A 14,655-nucleotide genomic window follows, 5' to 3' on the forward strand; every position below is an offset into this window, starting at 1 on the left:
CTCGCTGGGCAGTACACCTAGTTGATGCGGACGTCGCCGAAGCCCTCGATGGCGACGACGTCCCCGGAGCGCAGCTGCCGGCCCCTCCGGTCCTCGGCCTCGCCGTTGACCCGGATGTCGGTGGTGGCCAGGACGTCCTTCACCTGCGCGCCGGTCGGGACGGCGTCGACGAGCTTGAGCAGCTGACCCAGCCGGATGGTGTCCTCGCCGGGCCGCAGGTCGACGGTGCGCATGCCGCTCAGTCTGCCGCCGGCGCCAGGACGTCGCCGACCCGGACCGTGCCCGGCTGCAGCACGGCGGCACGGACGGCGAGCAGGCCGTCCCGCTCCCGGTGGATGGTCTTGAGCACCGAGGTGTCCCGCGCGATGCCGCCGGGCTGCGGCCGCGTGGTCATGACGCAGCGGAAGATCGGCGCGCCGAAGCGGAGCTCGGACTCCCCGAGGACGGCGTTCCGTCCGGCCAGGTCGTCCTCCCCCGCGCCGTCGAGCAGCACGTTGGCGCGGAACCTGCGGCGGTCCCAGGTGCCGAGCGTCCCGGTCGACACCAGCGAGAGCCGGATCCGGGGGCTGTCGTGGAACGGGCCGGTCGCCCCCTCCCACTGCATCCACTCGGTGGGCCCGTCCGGTTCCTCGTCCCCCGGGTCTTCGTAGGTGGGGGCGTCGACGTTCTCGGTGGCGGCCCGCAGCTCCACCCGGCGGCCCAGCCAGTCGGACAGGACGGCCTCGTCGGCGGTGGCCGTGCCGTCGGGCAGCACGATCTCCACCCCGCCGTCGGCGGTCACCCGGCCCGCGCCGAACAGCAGCTCGGGCACCCGCCGGGCGGTGAGCCCCATGCCGGTGGCGCGGTCGAACAGCGCCCAGCCGCGGTCGCGGGGGATGCCGAGCGGGCCGACCCAGGTCTCGGTCAGCCGCTCGCCCTGCAGCGACTTGACCGGATAGCGCCACAGCTCCAGCACGCGCACGTCAGCTCTCCGGGGTCCAGGTCAGCGTCCACGAGCCGGACCAGGTCTCCCCCGGCTCCAGGACGACGACGTCCACGCCGTCGGCCAGCGCGTTCGCCGGGCAGCTCATCGGCTCGAGCGCCAGGCTGCGCCGGCGCTGACCTTCCGGGAGCGAGTCGCCGCTGTAGACCAGCAGCCACGGCCAGGCCTCGTCGAGCGCGAGCTCCAGCTGCCCCGCGGCGCCGCGCAGCCGGGTGCGGGCCCAGCCGTCGTCGTCCCGGGCCAGGTCGGTGAGCGGGGTGTCGAAGGCGCGGTCGCCGATCCGGCCGACGGCGCCGTCGAACGGACGTCGTCCGCCGGTGGGCAGGCCGCCCTCGACGAGCAGCTCGGTGCGGCCGGGCAGCTGCACCTCGGCGTCGGCGATGCCACCGTCCTCGGTGGCGCCGACCGAGAAGTACGGGTGGAAGCCGGCGCCGAAGGGAGCGCGGCGGTCGCCGTCGTTGCGCACCCGCAGGGTGACGGTGAGCCCGTCGGGGGTGAGCACGTGGTCGATGGCCGCGCCCAGCCGGAAGGGGTAGCCCGGCCGGGGCAGGATCGTCGTCCCCACCGTGGCGGTGGTCCCGGTCGACGCCAGCACCGACCACGGCTGCCAGGTGACCAGGCCGTGCTGGGCGTTCGGCGCCTCGGGCGAGGCCACCTCGAGCTGGAGCTGCTCGCCCTCCCACGCCCACCGGCCGTCCCGGATCCGGTTGGGCCAGGGCAGCAGCACGCCACCGCGACGGCCGGGGAGCGTGCCGCCGGCCGGATAGCCGTCGAGCACCTCCCAGCCGCCGACGGTGAGCCGGCGCAGCGCCCCGCCGCGCAGGTCGATGGCGAGCGAGGCGTCCCCCGCGGTCAGCTCCACCTCGCGCGGCTGGTCCGGCCAGAGATCGGGCATGCGGCCACCTCACCACGCCGCGCGGGATCCGCGCACTGCGCCCGTCGCCCAAACCAGAATCGAGTTCGGTTCGGTTAGTGTGGCGCAGGTCTCTGCGCCGTGACGTCCGACGCGGCCGAGGGAGGGAGCCCGTCATGACGTCCGTGCGAGGACCGGTCCGCCCCGACGGCACCCCGATCGACAAGGACGCCGTCCGCCGCAGGTACCTGGAGGAGCGCGACAAGCGCCTGCGCGCCGACGGCAACGACCAGTACCTACGCCTGACCGGCGAGCTGGCCGGCTACCTCACCGACCCGTACACGCCACGGGTCGAGCGCGCGCCGAGGACCGACCACGTGACGTTCGCCTTCATCGGCGGCGGGTTCGCCGGCCTGGTCACCGGCGCCCGGCTCAAGGAAGCGGGCGTCCGCGACGTGCGGATCGTCGAGAAGGGCGGGGACGTCGGCGGCACCTGGTACTGGAACCGCTATCCCGGCGCCCAGTGCGACACGGCGTCGCTGATCTACATGCCGCTGCTCGAGGAGACCGGCTACATGCCGTCCGAGAAGTACGCGCACGCGCCGGAGATCCTCGAGCACTGCCAGCGGATCGGGAAGCACTTCGGCCTGTACGACGACGCGCTGTTCCACACCGAGGTGACCGACCTCGCCTGGGACGACGAGCGCTCGGTCTGGATCGTGCGGACCGACCGCGGGGACGCCTTCACCGCCCAGTTCCTCGCCATGGGCACCGGCCCGCTGCACGTGCCGAAGCTGCCGGGCATCCCCGGGATCACCGACTTCCGGGGACACAGCTTCCACACCAGCCGGTGGGACTACGACTACACCGGCGGCGACCCCTTCGGCGCGCCGCTGGAGAAGCTGGCGGACAAGCGGGTCGCGATCATCGGCACCGGCGCCACCGCGGTGCAGTGCGTGCCGCACCTGGCCGCCGCCTGCGGTGAGCTGTACGTCTTCCAGCGCACGCCGTCGTCGGTCGACGTGCGCGACAACGCGCCGCTGGACCCCGAGTGGTTCGCCTCGATCGCGACGCCGGGCTGGCAGCAGCGCTGGCTGGAGAACTTCACCGCCACGTCGACCGGCAACGGCACCGGCGAGGACCTGGTCATGGACGGCTGGACCGACCTGGCCCGCCGGATGCGCAGCCGCATCGCCGCGCTGCCGCCCGAGCAGCTCACCCCCGAGGGCATGCGGGCGGCGTTCGAAGACGCTGACTTCGAGAAGATGGAGGAGATCCGGGCCCGCGTCGACGCGATCGTGGCCGACCGGGAGACCGCCGACGGGCTCAAGGCCTGGTACCGGCAGCTGTGCAAGCGGCCGTGCTTCCACGACGAGTACCTCGACGCGTTCAACCGGCCGAGCACCCACCTGGTGCACACCGACGGCAAGGGCGTCGAGCGGATCACCGAGACCGCCGTCGTCGCCAACGGCCGGGCGTACGAGGTCGACTGCATCATCTACGCGTCGGGCTTCGAGGTGGGCACGGAGTACACGCGGCGGGCCGGCTACGACGTGACCGGCCGGGACGGCGTCCGCCTGTCGGAGCACTGGGCCGACGGGATGCGCACCAAGCACGGCATCCACGTGCACGGCTTCCCGAACCTGTTCGTCGTCCAGCCCACGCAGGGCGCGAACCTGATCAGCAACGTGCCGCACAACCTCACCGAGTCCGGGCGCACGATCGCCGCCGTCGTCCGGCACGCCCTCGACGTCGGCGCCGCCGCGGTGGAGGTCACCGCCGAGGCCGAGCAGGCCTGGGTCGACCTCCTGCTGACCCATCCGGGCACGATGCTCAGCTCTCCGGACTGCACGCCGGGCTACTACAACAACGAGGGCCAGGACGCCGGCCCGCGCGCCAGGCTCAACGTCGGCTACCCGGCCGGGGCCGCCGCGTACTTCTCCTACCTGGACGGCTGGCGCTCCTCCGGCACCTACGAAGGGCTGATGTTCCGGTGAGCGATCTGGAGAACCTGGTCCGGGACATCGACGTCGCCGATCCGTACCCGGTCTGGCAGTCGCTGCTCGACCGCGGTCCGATCGTCGCGCCCGACGGTTCCTTCGCCCTGCTCACCGCGCACGAGCACTGCGACGCCGTGCTGCGCTCCCCGCTGGTGAGCGTCGACCGCAACCACTCCACGACGTGGCAGGAGATCGCCGCGACGCTGCCGCCCGAGGAGCTCGCCCGGCAGGAGCGGCAACGCAGCTTCCTGTTCCTCGACCCGCCGGACCACACCCGGCTGCGCCGCCTGGTCAGCAAGGCGTTCACGCCGCGGACCGTCGCCGAGCTGACACCGTTCGTCGAGCAGTTGACCGAGGACCTGCTGGACGCCGCGGTCGCCCGGGGAGCGCTCGAGGTCGTCGGCGACCTCGCCTACCCGCTACCGGTCACCGTGATCAGCCGGATGCTCGGCGTGCCCGAGGAGGACCACGTCAGGTTCTCCGCCTGGTCCGACGTGCTGGCCAAGAGCCTGGACGACGGGCCGGCGACGGAGGACAGCGAGGACGCCCGGGCGCGGCGGCACGCCAGCGACGAGTTCCGCGCCTACTTCACCGAGCTGTGCGCGCAGCGCCGCGCCGAGCCGCGGGACGACCTGCTCAGCGCGCTGGTGCAGATCGAGCACGAGGGTGACCGGCTCACCAACGACGAGCTGCTCAACACCGCGCAGCTGCTGCTCGTCGCCGGGCACGAGACGACCGTCAACCTGATCGCGAACGGGACCCTGGCGCTCCTGCGCGACGACGTCCTCCGCGCCCAGGTGGCCGCCGACGCGACGTGCGCCGCCGGGGTCGTCGAGGAGGTGCTGCGGCTGGATCCGCCGGTGCAGATGACCGCCCGCGTGGCGCGGGAGGACCTCCCGGTGCCGGGCGGCACCGTCCGCGCCGGGGGCCGGGTGGTGCTGCTCATCGCCGCCGCGGGCCGGGATCCGGAGCACCACGCCGATCCGCTCCGCCTCGACCCGACGCGGACCAGCCCGCACCTGGCCTTCGGCATCGGCCACCACTACTGCCTGGGCGCACCGCTGGCCCGGCTGGAAGGTCGGGTGGCGTTGCAGGCACTGGCGCGGCGGCTGGGCGGCGCCCGGCTGGGCGAGCTGACCTACAAGCCCAACCGCATCCTGCGCGGGCCGGCCCGGCTCGAGGTGCTCCTCCCCGCCTGAGCCGCCACGACTTCTGCGATCTCGTGGCCGTCCAGGCCCTGATGGCCACGAGATCGCAGAACTCGGCATCGCCGGGAGACCGGGCGACGCCAGCGTGCGCTCGCGACGAGCGAATCGTGAGCGCGGGGATCCTCTCCACCGGTGCCCGGCTCGACCGCAGGTACCGTCCGGAGCAGCCTGCCGAAGGAGAACCGTGCCCGTCGAGCGCGAACTGCCCACCCCCGAGGCCGGAGACCTGCTGGCCCTCACCCGCGAGATCGCCGACGCGGAGCTCGCGCCCAGGGCCGCGCAGTACGAGCGCGAGGAGCGGTTCCCGCGCGAGGTGTTCCGCCTGCTGGGGGACGCCGGCCTGATGGGGCTGCCGTTCGGCGAGGACGTCGGCGGCGGGGGCCAGCCGTACGAGGTGTACCTGCAGGTGGTCGAGGAGCTCGCCGCCCGGTGGGCGAGCGTGGCGCTGGGCGTCAGCGTGCACACGCTGTCCTGCTTCCCGGTGGACAACTTCGGCACCGAGGCGCAGCGCCGCGACCTGCTGCCGGACATGGTGGGCGGGCAGCTGCTCGGCGCGTACTGCCTGTCGGAGGCGCACGCCGGCTCCGACCCGGCGGCGATGCGGGCGGGCGCCCGGGCCGGTGCCGACGGCTGGGTGGCCTCCGGCGAGAAGGCCTGGGTCACCCACGGCGGGCACGCCGACTTCTACTCGACGTTCCTGCGCACGCCCGACGACGGCGAGCGGGCGATCTCCTGCTTCCACCTCACGCCCGACCTGGCCGGGTTCAGCGCAGCGCCGCCCGAGCAGAAGATGGGGCTCACCGGCTCCACGACCGCCGCCATCCGGCTGGACGACGTCCCGGTGCCGGCCGACCGGCTCGTGGGCGAGCGGGGCCGCGGCATGGGGATCGCCCTGGCCGCGCTGGACTCCGGGCGGCTGGGCGTCAGCGCCGTCGCCGTGGGGCTGGCGCAGTCGGCGCTGGACCTGGCGGTCTCCTACGCGGTGGAGCGGGAGGCGTTCGGCCGGCCCATCGCCCAGCACCAGGGGGTGTCGTTCCTGCTCGCCGACATGGCCGCGGCGGTCGAGTCGGCCCGGGCGATGTACCTGGTGGCGGCGCGGCGCAAGGACGCCGGCAAGCCGTACTCCCGGCAGGCGAGCATCGCCAAGCTGGTGGCGACCGACGCGGCGATGAAGGTGACGACCGACGCCGTCCAGGTGCTCGGCGGGGCCGGGTACACCCGCGACCACCCGGCCGAGCGCTACATGCGCGAGGCGAAGGTCATGCAGATCTTCGAGGGGACCAACCAGATCCAGCGGATGGTCATCGGCCGGCACCTCACCGCCGAGGCGGTACCGCCGGCCGGCTGACCCGCCGGCGGTTCCACGTGGAACCCACCGATCGGTGGACGCGGCGACGACGGCCCACGGCGAGACTGGAGCGAAGCGGACTCCAGGAGGCACCGTGTCCGACCACCGCTTGCCCGCACCGCACCTGCCCGCACCGCACCTGCGTGCCGCCGACGCCGTCCGCGCGGCGCTGGCCGCCGTGCTGGGTGAGCACATGGCGGCGGGCCGGCTGACCGTCGCCGAGTACGAGGAGCGCCTGGCCCGCGCCTACGCCGCGACCACCTACGGCGAGCTCGGCGAGCTGACCGCTGACCTCCCGCGCGGCGCGCCGCCCGAGCAGCCTGCTCGGCGCGCCCACAGCCGGGCCGCCCGTCACGGTTGGGGGTGCCACGGTGCGGACGCCGGAGCCTGGCGGTCGTGGGCGAGCACCGCCGCGATCGTCCTGACCATCTGGGCGCTCACCTCGCTGGCCAGCGCGCAGCTGCTCTACTTCTGGCCGATGTGGGTCATCGGGCCGTGGGGCGCGCTGCTGCTCGCGCAGAGCCGGGGCGGCCGCGGACGGAGCCGGCCGCTGGGCCGGTCGGCGATGTGAGCCTGCGGCGGGATCTCCGGGAACGACGAAGGGCTCCCCATCGGGGAGCCCTTCGCTGCTGTGGGCAAGGGGGGAGTTGAACCCCCACGTCCTCTCGGACACACGGACCTGAACCGTGCGCGTCTGCCATTCCGCCACTTGCCCGGCGAGCGACGACAGTAGCAGCCGGGAGCCGTCACCAGAGGAGGGGGTCGGTCGTTCCCCGGGGGACCTGCACAATCGTCCCGGGCGTCGCGCGTTTGCCGTTCCGCGATGCGACACCCGGCTACGATCATGCGAACACGGCAGGACGTCCGGCGAGCGCGAAGGAGCGACTGTGGGTGTGCTGCAGCGCTTCGAGCGACGGCTGGAGGGCATGGTCGGGCTGGCCTTCGCCCGGCTCTTCAAGGGCAAGGTGCACCCCGCCGAGATCGCCCAGGCCCTGCAGCGCGAGGCCGACGAGCAGACCACCGTGGTCGGCGAGGGCCGCCTCCTCGCGCCCAACGTCTACGTCGTCCGCCTCGGTGACACCGACTACGAGCACCTCGGTCAGTGGTCCGAGCAGCTCGCCGGCGAGCTCGCCGACATGGTCGCCGAGCACATCGAGGACGAGGGCTACCAGATCTTCGACGCCGTCCGCGTCCGCCTCGAGCTCGACTCCGACCTGCCCACCGGGGTGTTCGAGGTGGCCTCCGAGGTCGCCGACCCGTCCCGGCCGGCCTCCCGAGGTGACCTCGCCGCCGCCGGGGCCCCTCCGGTCCCGGGCCATCCCCCGCTCCCGCCGCTGCCTCCGCTGCGCGGCCACGTCGGCGACACCGGCAACGTCCCGCCGTCCCCCCGTGGCCCGAGCGCCCGGAGCACCGTCACCCACGCCCTGGTCGTCGACGGTCCCGGCACCCGCCACGAGCTCTCCCGCGGGCGCAACGTCATCGGCCGGGGCACCGAGGCCGACATCCGCCTCCCCGACACCGGGGTCAGCCGCAAGCACGTCGACGTTGTCCTCGAGGGCGACGTCGCCACCGCCGAGGACCTCGGCTCGACCAACGGCACCCTGGTCAACGGCCGGCGGATCAGCCGTCAGCCGCTCGCCGACGGCGACGTCATCCGGATCGGGCACTCGGTGCTGGTGTACCGGCGGGACGGCGCGTGACGAGGTCGCCGAAGTCACGCATGAGCAGGGCGGTACCGGGCACGCAGTCGCCGATGGCGAGCGAGGTGACCGGCTGATGGCGGAGATCGTGCTGCAGGCGTTCCGCTTCGGCTTCCTCCTGCTGCTGTGGCTGTTCATCTTCGCCGCGTTCCGCGTGGTCCGGGCGGACCTGTTCGGCGGCCGGGCCGGCCGGGTGGCGTCGGTTCCCCCGCGTGCGGCCGCGCCGAGCAAGAAGCGCGGCGGCAAGGGTCCGCGCACGCTGGTGGTCACCGCCGGGCCGCTCACCGGCACCAAGATCACGCTGGGCGAGCAGCCGATCCTCATCGGCCGCGCCGACGACTCCACGCTCGTGCTCACCGACGACTTCGCCAGCTCCCGGCACGCCCGCCTGACCAACCGCGGCGGCCAGTGGTACGTCGAGGACCTCGGCTCCACCAACGGCACCTACCTCGACCAGCAGCGCGTGCAGGGCCCGCTGCTGGTCAGCCCCGGTCAGCCGATCCGCATCGGCCAGACGGCGCTGGAGCTCCGCTCATGACCCTCGCCCTGCGCTACGCGGCGCGCTCGGACCGCGGGCTGATCCGCGGCAACAACCAGGACTCGGTCTACGCCGGCCCCCGGCTGCTCGCCGTCGCCGACGGCATGGGCGGGCACGCCGCGGGCGACGTCGCCAGCAAGGTCGTCATCGCCGCGCTGCAGCACCTGGACGACGACGCCCCCTCCGGCGACATGCTGCAGGCGCTCCGCGAGGCGGTCTTCGAGGGCAGCGAGCACCTGCGCGAGGTCATCCGCGACTCCCCCCAGCTCGAGGGCATGGGGACGACGCTGACGGCGATCCTGTTCGCCGGCGGCCGGCTGGCGCTCTGCCACGTCGGCGACTCCCGCGCCTACCTGCTCCGCGACGGCGAGTTCACCCAGATCACGCACGACGACACCTTCGTGCAGACGCTGATCGACGACGGCCGGATCACCCCGGAGGAGGCCAACAGCCACCCCCAGCGCTCGCTGCTGCTCCGCGCCCTCAACGGCCAGGAGGTCGAGCCCGACCTGTCGATGCGCGAGGCGCGGGCCGGCGACAGGTACCTGCTCTGCTCCGACGGCCTCTCCGGCGTGGTCAGCGAGGACACCCTCGCCGATGCGCTCACCGACCCCGACCCGCAGACCACCGCCGACCGGCTGGTCGAGCTCGCGCTGCGCGGCGGCGGCCCGGACAACATCACGGTGATCGTCGCCGACGTGGTCGACGACGACGGCCACGGTGTGCCGATGGAGCCGGTCATCGACGGCGCCGCCGGCGACTACATCGGGCAACGCCAGGTGGACGGCAACTCCGCCGCCGGACGGGCAGCCCTCGCCGATCCCCCACCGCCCCCCGACCCGCCGACACCGCCGACGGGCGGTGGCCCCTCCGCCCGCCGCCGCCCGCTGCGACTTCTCCTGGGGGCGGGGCTCGTGCTGGTGCTCGTGCTGGCCGGGGCGATCGGTGGCTACGTGTGGGCGCTGCAGAACTGGTTCGTCGGGGTCGACGGCGACGAGGGGAGCGCCGAGGTCGCGGTGTTCCGCGGCCTGGACGTCTCCGTCCTCGGCCTCGACCTGTACCGGATGGACCGGCACTCCGATCTGCCGCTCGCGGACCTGACGCCGGCGGCCCGCAACCGGGTCGAGGGCGGCATCACCGCCGACGACTCCGCTCACGCCGACCGCATCGTCGCCGCGCTGCGCGCCCAGCGGCTGCCGGTCTGCCGCGAGGAGGAGCCGGTCGACGACGCCGGGGACGCGGGCACCCCGCCCGAGGAGACCGTCGCCCCCGAGGAGACCGCGCCGCCGGTCCCGGGCGCACCGCTCCCGCCGCCCGACCCGAGCACGCCGGGGGCCGAAAGCGCGGCGCCGGAGGAGTCCGAGCCGCCGGTCGAGGAGGACCGGGCCGCCGCGACGACGTCGTCGCCCCGCCCGGGGGTGGACTGCCGGGAGGCCGAGTGATGGCCGGCCCGACCACCGATCCGCGCGCCGCCGTCACCGGCGCCGCCGTACCGACCCGTCGCGGTACCGAGGCGCTGCTGCTGGTGTTCGCCGTCGTCATCACGCTGGCGGCGCAGTGCATCGTCGACCTGACCGTCACCGGCTCGCTGCGCCCCGAGCTCGCCACGTTCGGCATCTGGTTCACCGCGCTGTGGACCGTCGCGCACCTCGTCGTCCGGAAGTTCGCCGCGTACGCCGACCCGCTGCTGCTGCCCTGCGTCGCCGTCCTCACCGGGCTTGGGCTGGTGATGATCCACCGGCTGGACCTGGCCGACTCCGGCGGCGACGGAGACGCGCCCGTCCAGCTGCTGTGGGCGACGGTGGGGCTGGTCTTCTTCGTCGCGGTGCTGGTCGGGGTCCGCGACCACCGGCTGCTGGCCCGCTACGCCTACGTCCTCATGCTGGCCGGCCTGGTGCTGCTCGCGCTCCCCGGCTTCCTCCCCGCCTCGATCTCGGAGGTCTACGGCGCCAAGCTGTGGATCCGGGTGGCCGGCTTCTCCATCCAGCCCGGCGAGTTCGCCAAGATCTGCCTGATCATCTTCTTCGCCGCCTACCTGGTGGACAAGCGCGACGTCCTGGCACTGGCCAGCCGCAAGGTGATGGGGCTGGAACTGCCCCGGGGCCGCGACCTCGGGCCGGTGCTCGTGGTGTGGATCGTGTCGATCCTCGTGCTCGTCTTCGAGCGCGATCTCGGCAGCTCGCTGCTGCTGTTCGGCATCTTCGTGGTGATGCTCTACATCGCCACCGAGCGGGCGAGCTGGCTGGTCATCGGCCTGGCCCTGTTCGCCGGCGGCGCGTTCATCGCCTACCAGGTGTTCGGCCACGTCCGGGCCCGCGTGGACACCTGGCTGGACCCGTTCGCCTACTACGACGGCTCGGGCTTCCAGGTGGCGCAGTCGCTGTTCGGCCTGGGCACCGGCGGGTTGTTCGGCGCCGGGCTCGGCGGCGGACGTCCCGACGAGGTGCCCATCGCCAAGAGCGACTTCATCGCCGCCGCGATCGGCGAGGAGCTGGGGCTGTTCGGCCTGGCCGCGGTGATGCTGATCTACCTGATCCTGGTCGAACGCGGCCTGCGGACCTCGCTCATCGTCCGCGACCCGTTCGGCAAGCTCTTGGCCGCCGGCCTCTCCTTCGCCGTCGCCTGGCAGCTGTTCGTCGTGCTCGGCGGCGTCACCGGGCTCCTCCCGCTGACCGGGCTCACCACGCCGTTCCTCGCCTACGGCGGCTCGTCGCTGGTCGCCAACTTCGGCCTGGTGGCCCTGCTGGCCCGCATCAGCGACGCCGCGCGCCGCCCGGCCGCGCCCGCCGTCGTCCAGCCGCGGCTCACCGACGCCCCGACCGAGGTGGTGCAGCAGTGAACGCCCCGCTGCGCCGCGTCGCGATCAGCGTGCTGGTGCTCTTCACCCTGCTGATCGTCAACGTCAACTACATCCAGGTGGTGCGCTCCGACTCGCTGCGCGAGGACCCCCGCAACAAGCGGGTGCTGGCCGAGGAGTACTCGCGGGAGCGCGGCTCGATCATCGTGGGCGGCGAGCCGATCGCGCTGTCGGAGCCCACCGACGGGCGGCTGCAGTACCTGCGCCAGTACCCGCAGGGCGAGCTGTACGCGCCGGTGACCGGCTACTACTCGGTGGTCTACGGCGCGACCGGCATCGAGCGGGCGGAGAACTCGATCCTCGCCGGCACCGACGACAGGCTGATCGTCCGGCGGATCTCCGATCTGTTCACCGGCCGCGACCCGTCCGGCGGCGACGTCGTCCTCACCCTGGACCCCGCGGTCCAGCAGGCGGCGATGAGCGGGCTGGCCGGCCAGGTGGGCGCCGTCGTCGCCCTCGACCCCTCGACCGGCGCGGTCCTGGGGCTGGCGAGCACGCCGACCTACGACCCGAACAGCATGGCCAGCCATGACCAGGCCGCGGTCCGGGAGACCGCCGAGCTCTTCAGCCTCGCCACCCCCGATCCGCGGACCAACCAGGCGATCAGCCAGCGCTACTCGCCGGGCTCGGTGTTCAAGGTGATCGTGTCCGCGGCGGCGCTCGAGGACGGGTACACCCCGGAGACCGTCGTCCCCGCTCCGCAGACGCTCACCCTGCCGGGCACCAACACGCAGCTGCGCAACTACGGCGACTCCGCCTGCAGCCCGTCCGGTGAGCAACGCCTCATCGACGCGCTCACCATCTCCTGCAACACCGCCTTCGCCCAGCTGGGCATCGACCTGGGCGAGGACGCCGTCCGCGACATGGCGGAGGCCTTCGGCATGGACGGCGACCGCTTCGAGATGCCGTTGACGGTGGAACGGAGCACCGTCGGGGACATCGAGAACGACGCGCAGCTGGGGATCGCCTCCATCGGTCAGCAGAACGTGCAGATGACGCCGATGCAGGCCGCGATGGTGGCCGCCGCCGTGGCCAACGGCGGCACGCTGATGAGGCCGTACCTGGTGGAGCAGTTGCTCGCGCCCGACCTGACGGTCATCGACGAGACCGATCCGGAGGAGTTCTCCCAGCCCATCTCCTCGTCCGTGGCCGCCCAGCTCACCGAGATGATGACCAGCGTCGTGGCCAACGGTTCGGGCCGGGGCGCGCGGATCGCCGGCCTGCAGGTGGCCGGCAAGACCGGCACGGCCGAGAACGACGGCCCCGACCACAACTGGTTCATCGGCTTCGCACCGGGCGACGACCCGTCGATCGCCGTCGCCGTGTTCATCCGCAACGGCGGGGGAACCGGTGGGGACATGTCCGCGCCGATCGCTCGCCAGGTCATCCAGGCCTACGTCGACGGGCAGGGCGGCGGATGACCCTCGCCACCGGCAGTCTGCTGGCCGGCCGCTACGAGATCACCGCGCCGATCGCCGTGGGGGGCATGGGCGAGGTGTGGCAGGCCCGGGACCAGGTGCTGGACCGCCTCGTCGCGGCCAAGGTGCTCAAGAGCGAGTACACCGACGACCCGAGCTTCCTGGCCCGGTTCCGCAACGAGGCCCGGCACACCGCGGCGCTGTCGCACCCCAACATCGCCTCGGTCTACGACTACGGCGAGATCGTCGACGACTCGGGCAAGAAGCTGGCGTTCCTGGTCATGGAGTTCGTCGAGGGCCAGCCGCTGGTGACGATCCTGAACGACGAGGGCCGGCTGCCGGTCGACTGGACGCTGCACGTGCTGGAGCAGGCGGGCGAGGGGCTCTCGGCGGCGCACCGGGCCGGTGTCGTCCACCGCGACATCAAGCCCGGCAACCTCATGGTCCGCCCGGACGGCGTCGTGAAGCTGACCGACTTCGGCATCGCCCAGGCCCGCGACGCCACCCCGCTCACCCGCACCGGCATGGTCGTGGGCACCGCGCAGTACCTCTCCCCCGAGCAGGCGCAGGGGATGGAGGTGAACGCGGCGTCGGACGTGTACTCCCTCGGCGTCGTCGGCTACGAGTGCCTCACCGGTGCCCGCCCGTTCGACGGCGCCTCCCAGGTGGCGATCGCGCTCGCGCACATCAACCGCCCACCTCCGCCGTTGCCGGGCGAGGTCCCGCCGGCGGTCCGGCTGCTGATCGAACGCGCGCTGGCCAAGGACCCGGGCGACAGGTTCGCCGACGGCGGCGCCTTCGCCGAGGCCGTCCGCCGGGTGGCGTCCGGCGGCACGCCGGTCCCGCTCCCGGTGGACCCGCCGACGGCGCCGACCCGGGTCGTGGGCGGTGGCACGCTCGCCGAGGGGGCGACGACGGTCCTCCCCGCCTCCGGCCCGCTCACCGGCACCCGGACCCGGGGGCCGGGCACCGGCCCGGGCGCGCCCATGCCGCCGCTGCACGGGCCGGCGGACGACGACGAATGGCTCCCCGACGAGGAGCCCCCCGTCCGCGACCGGCGCCGCTGGGCCTGGCTGGTCGCCGGCCTGCTCGTCCTGCTGCTCGTCGGCGGTGGGCTCGGGCTGCTCGTCGCCTCGCGCAGCGGGGACGACGACGGCGCGTCGGCCGATCCCACCGCGACCTCGACCTCCGCGAGCGCACCGGCGGGCGAGGTCACCCTGCGCGGTGCCAGCGCCTACGTGGGCCGCGACGCCGACGAGGTGGAGGCCGAGCTGGAGGGGCTCGGCCTCGTCGTCGAGCGGGAGTCCGCCGACGACGACCTGCTCGAGCGTCTCGGCCTGGACCTGCGCCGGAACGCCGTGGCGACGATCCTGCCGGTCGGCGTCACCGTGCCGGAGGGCGCGACGGTCACCCTCACCGTGGCCGAGGACGGCTGGACCGTCGTCGAGGCGCCGGCGCCCACCCAGGAGCCGGAGCCCACGGCCGACGAGCCGGAGCCCGCACCCACCACCACGGCGCCGACGACGACCACCTCCAAGCCGCCTTCCCCCACGACCTCGTCGTCGAGCAGCTCCACGGCCACCCAGTCCGGGACGCCCGGCCCACCGAACCCGCCGGATCCGGACCCGGACCCCGATCCGGACCCGCCTGGTGATCCGGCCGACCCGCCGGCTGGGGCGGCTGCTCCGGGTGGGACCGGGTGAGCCGGTCGACTGCCGCAAGATCCCCGGAAACGGGCTGCGCCGCGGCTA

At 73.7% G+C, this 14,655-nt stretch carries 13 protein-coding genes and 1 tRNA gene; 10 read left to right on the forward strand and 4 right to left on the reverse strand.

Annotated features, from left to right (window positions below; all coding sequences use genetic code 11):
• Positions 1 to 17 precede the first annotated feature (17 nt).
• Genes A6V29_RS08890 through A6V29_RS08900 form a run of 3 tightly spaced genes read right to left on the reverse strand, consistent with a single transcriptional unit; the run spans position 18 to position 1,877 of the window.
• The gene (locus A6V29_RS08890; RefSeq protein WP_137159961.1) at positions 18 to 233 is read right to left on the reverse strand and encodes an RNA-binding S4 domain-containing protein; all 216 of its coding nucleotides are present in this window, start codon (positions 231 to 233) and stop codon (positions 18 to 20) included.
• A 5-nt stretch (positions 234 to 238) separates the two neighbouring features.
• Positions 239 to 961, reverse strand: coding sequence for an MOSC domain-containing protein (locus A6V29_RS08895; RefSeq protein WP_137159962.1), 723 nt, complete (start codon positions 959 to 961; stop codon positions 239 to 241).
• Between the two features lies 1 nt (position 962).
• Positions 963 to 1,877 (reverse strand): aldose epimerase family protein, encoded by a 915-nt coding sequence (locus tag A6V29_RS08900; protein ID WP_137159963.1) that lies wholly within the window; start codon positions 1,875 to 1,877, stop codon positions 963 to 965.
• A 134-nt stretch (positions 1,878 to 2,011) separates the two neighbouring features.
• Here A6V29_RS08900 and A6V29_RS08905 point away from each other — a divergent pair, with 134 nt between their 5' ends.
• From A6V29_RS08905 to A6V29_RS08920, 4 genes are all read left to right on the forward strand, one after another.
• Positions 2,012 to 3,832: a flavin-containing monooxygenase gene (locus tag A6V29_RS08905; RefSeq protein ID WP_137159964.1), complete on the forward strand. Its 1,821-nt coding sequence runs from the start codon at positions 2,012 to 2,014 to the stop codon at positions 3,830 to 3,832.
• Positions 3,829 to 5,034: a cytochrome P450 gene (locus A6V29_RS08910; protein ID WP_137159965.1), complete on the forward strand. Its 1,206-nt coding sequence runs from the start codon at positions 3,829 to 3,831 to the stop codon at positions 5,032 to 5,034. Before A6V29_RS08905 ends, A6V29_RS08910 begins: the two co-directional genes overlap by 4 nt.
• 193 nt (positions 5,035 to 5,227) lie before the next feature.
• On the forward strand, positions 5,228 to 6,391 hold the full coding sequence (locus tag A6V29_RS08915; RefSeq protein WP_137159966.1) for an acyl-CoA dehydrogenase family protein: 1,164 nt from the start codon (positions 5,228 to 5,230) through the stop codon (positions 6,389 to 6,391).
• A gap of 94 nt (positions 6,392 to 6,485) precedes the next feature.
• Positions 6,486 to 6,962, forward strand: coding sequence for a DUF1707 SHOCT-like domain-containing protein (locus tag A6V29_RS08920; protein ID WP_249933129.1), 477 nt, complete (start codon positions 6,486 to 6,488; stop codon positions 6,960 to 6,962).
• Positions 6,963 to 7,023: 61 nt separating this feature from the next.
• On the opposite strand, the gene A6V29_RS08925 is transcribed toward A6V29_RS08920, so the two are convergent.
• A tRNA-Leu gene (locus A6V29_RS08925) sits at positions 7,024 to 7,106 on the reverse strand.
• Positions 7,107 to 7,278: 172 nt separating this feature from the next.
• Between A6V29_RS08925 and A6V29_RS08930 the strand changes: the two genes are divergently transcribed.
• The 6 genes from A6V29_RS08930 (at position 7,279) to A6V29_RS08955 (ending at position 14,607) form a co-directional block, all read left to right on the forward strand.
• Positions 7,279 to 8,091, forward strand: a complete 813-nt coding sequence (locus A6V29_RS08930; RefSeq protein WP_137159967.1) for an FHA domain-containing protein — start codon at positions 7,279 to 7,281, stop codon at positions 8,089 to 8,091.
• A 76-nt stretch (positions 8,092 to 8,167) separates the two neighbouring features.
• Positions 8,168 to 8,629 carry an FHA domain-containing protein FhaB/FipA gene (locus A6V29_RS08935; protein WP_137159968.1) on the forward strand — a complete coding sequence of 154 codons (462 nt, stop codon included), beginning with the start codon at positions 8,168 to 8,170 and terminating at the stop codon, positions 8,627 to 8,629.
• Positions 8,626 to 10,071, forward strand: coding sequence for a PP2C family protein-serine/threonine phosphatase (locus A6V29_RS08940; RefSeq protein WP_137159969.1), 1,446 nt, complete (start codon positions 8,626 to 8,628; stop codon positions 10,069 to 10,071). Before A6V29_RS08935 ends, A6V29_RS08940 begins: the two co-directional genes overlap by 4 nt.
• Positions 10,071 to 11,468: an FtsW/RodA/SpoVE family cell cycle protein gene (locus tag A6V29_RS08945; protein ID WP_137159970.1), complete on the forward strand. Its 1,398-nt coding sequence runs from the start codon at positions 10,071 to 10,073 to the stop codon at positions 11,466 to 11,468. Before A6V29_RS08940 ends, A6V29_RS08945 begins: the two co-directional genes overlap by 1 nt.
• On the forward strand, positions 11,465 to 12,907 hold the full coding sequence (locus tag A6V29_RS08950; RefSeq protein WP_137159971.1) for a peptidoglycan D,D-transpeptidase FtsI family protein: 1,443 nt from the start codon (positions 11,465 to 11,467) through the stop codon (positions 12,905 to 12,907). The genes A6V29_RS08945 and A6V29_RS08950 overlap by 4 nt, the downstream gene beginning before the upstream one ends.
• Entirely contained in the window at positions 12,904 to 14,607 is a 1,704-nt protein-coding gene (locus A6V29_RS08955; RefSeq protein ID WP_137159972.1) for a protein kinase domain-containing protein, read from the forward strand. The genes A6V29_RS08950 and A6V29_RS08955 overlap by 4 nt, the downstream gene beginning before the upstream one ends.
• Positions 14,608 to 14,655: the final 48 nt, after the last annotated feature.

Origin of the sequence: Blastococcus sp. CCUG 61487, from assembly GCF_005222955.1 — a bacterium.
Lineage (GTDB): Bacteria > Actinomycetota > Actinomycetes > Mycobacteriales > Geodermatophilaceae > Blastococcus.

Excerpts from the sequence above, each read along its gene's own strand:
- A6V29_RS08890 (WP_137159961.1), bottom strand. The coding sequence starts at position 233 with ATGCGCACCGTCGACCTGCGGCCCGGCGAGGACACCATCCGGCTGGGT.
- A6V29_RS08900 (WP_137159963.1), bottom strand. The coding sequence starts at position 1,877 with ATGCCCGATCTCTGGCCGGACCAGCCGCGCGAGGTGGAGCTGACCGCG.
- A6V29_RS08905 (WP_137159964.1), top strand. The coding sequence starts at position 2,012 with ATGACGTCCGTGCGAGGACCGGTCCGCCCCGACGGCACCCCGATCGAC.
- A6V29_RS08935 (WP_137159968.1), top strand. The coding sequence starts at position 8,168 with ATGGCGGAGATCGTGCTGCAGGCGTTCCGCTTCGGCTTCCTCCTGCTG.
- A6V29_RS08940 (WP_137159969.1), top strand. The coding sequence starts at position 8,626 with ATGACCCTCGCCCTGCGCTACGCGGCGCGCTCGGACCGCGGGCTGATC.
- A6V29_RS08945 (WP_137159970.1), top strand. The coding sequence starts at position 10,071 with ATGGCCGGCCCGACCACCGATCCGCGCGCCGCCGTCACCGGCGCCGCC.
- A6V29_RS08955 (WP_137159972.1), top strand. The coding sequence starts at position 12,904 with ATGACCCTCGCCACCGGCAGTCTGCTGGCCGGCCGCTACGAGATCACC.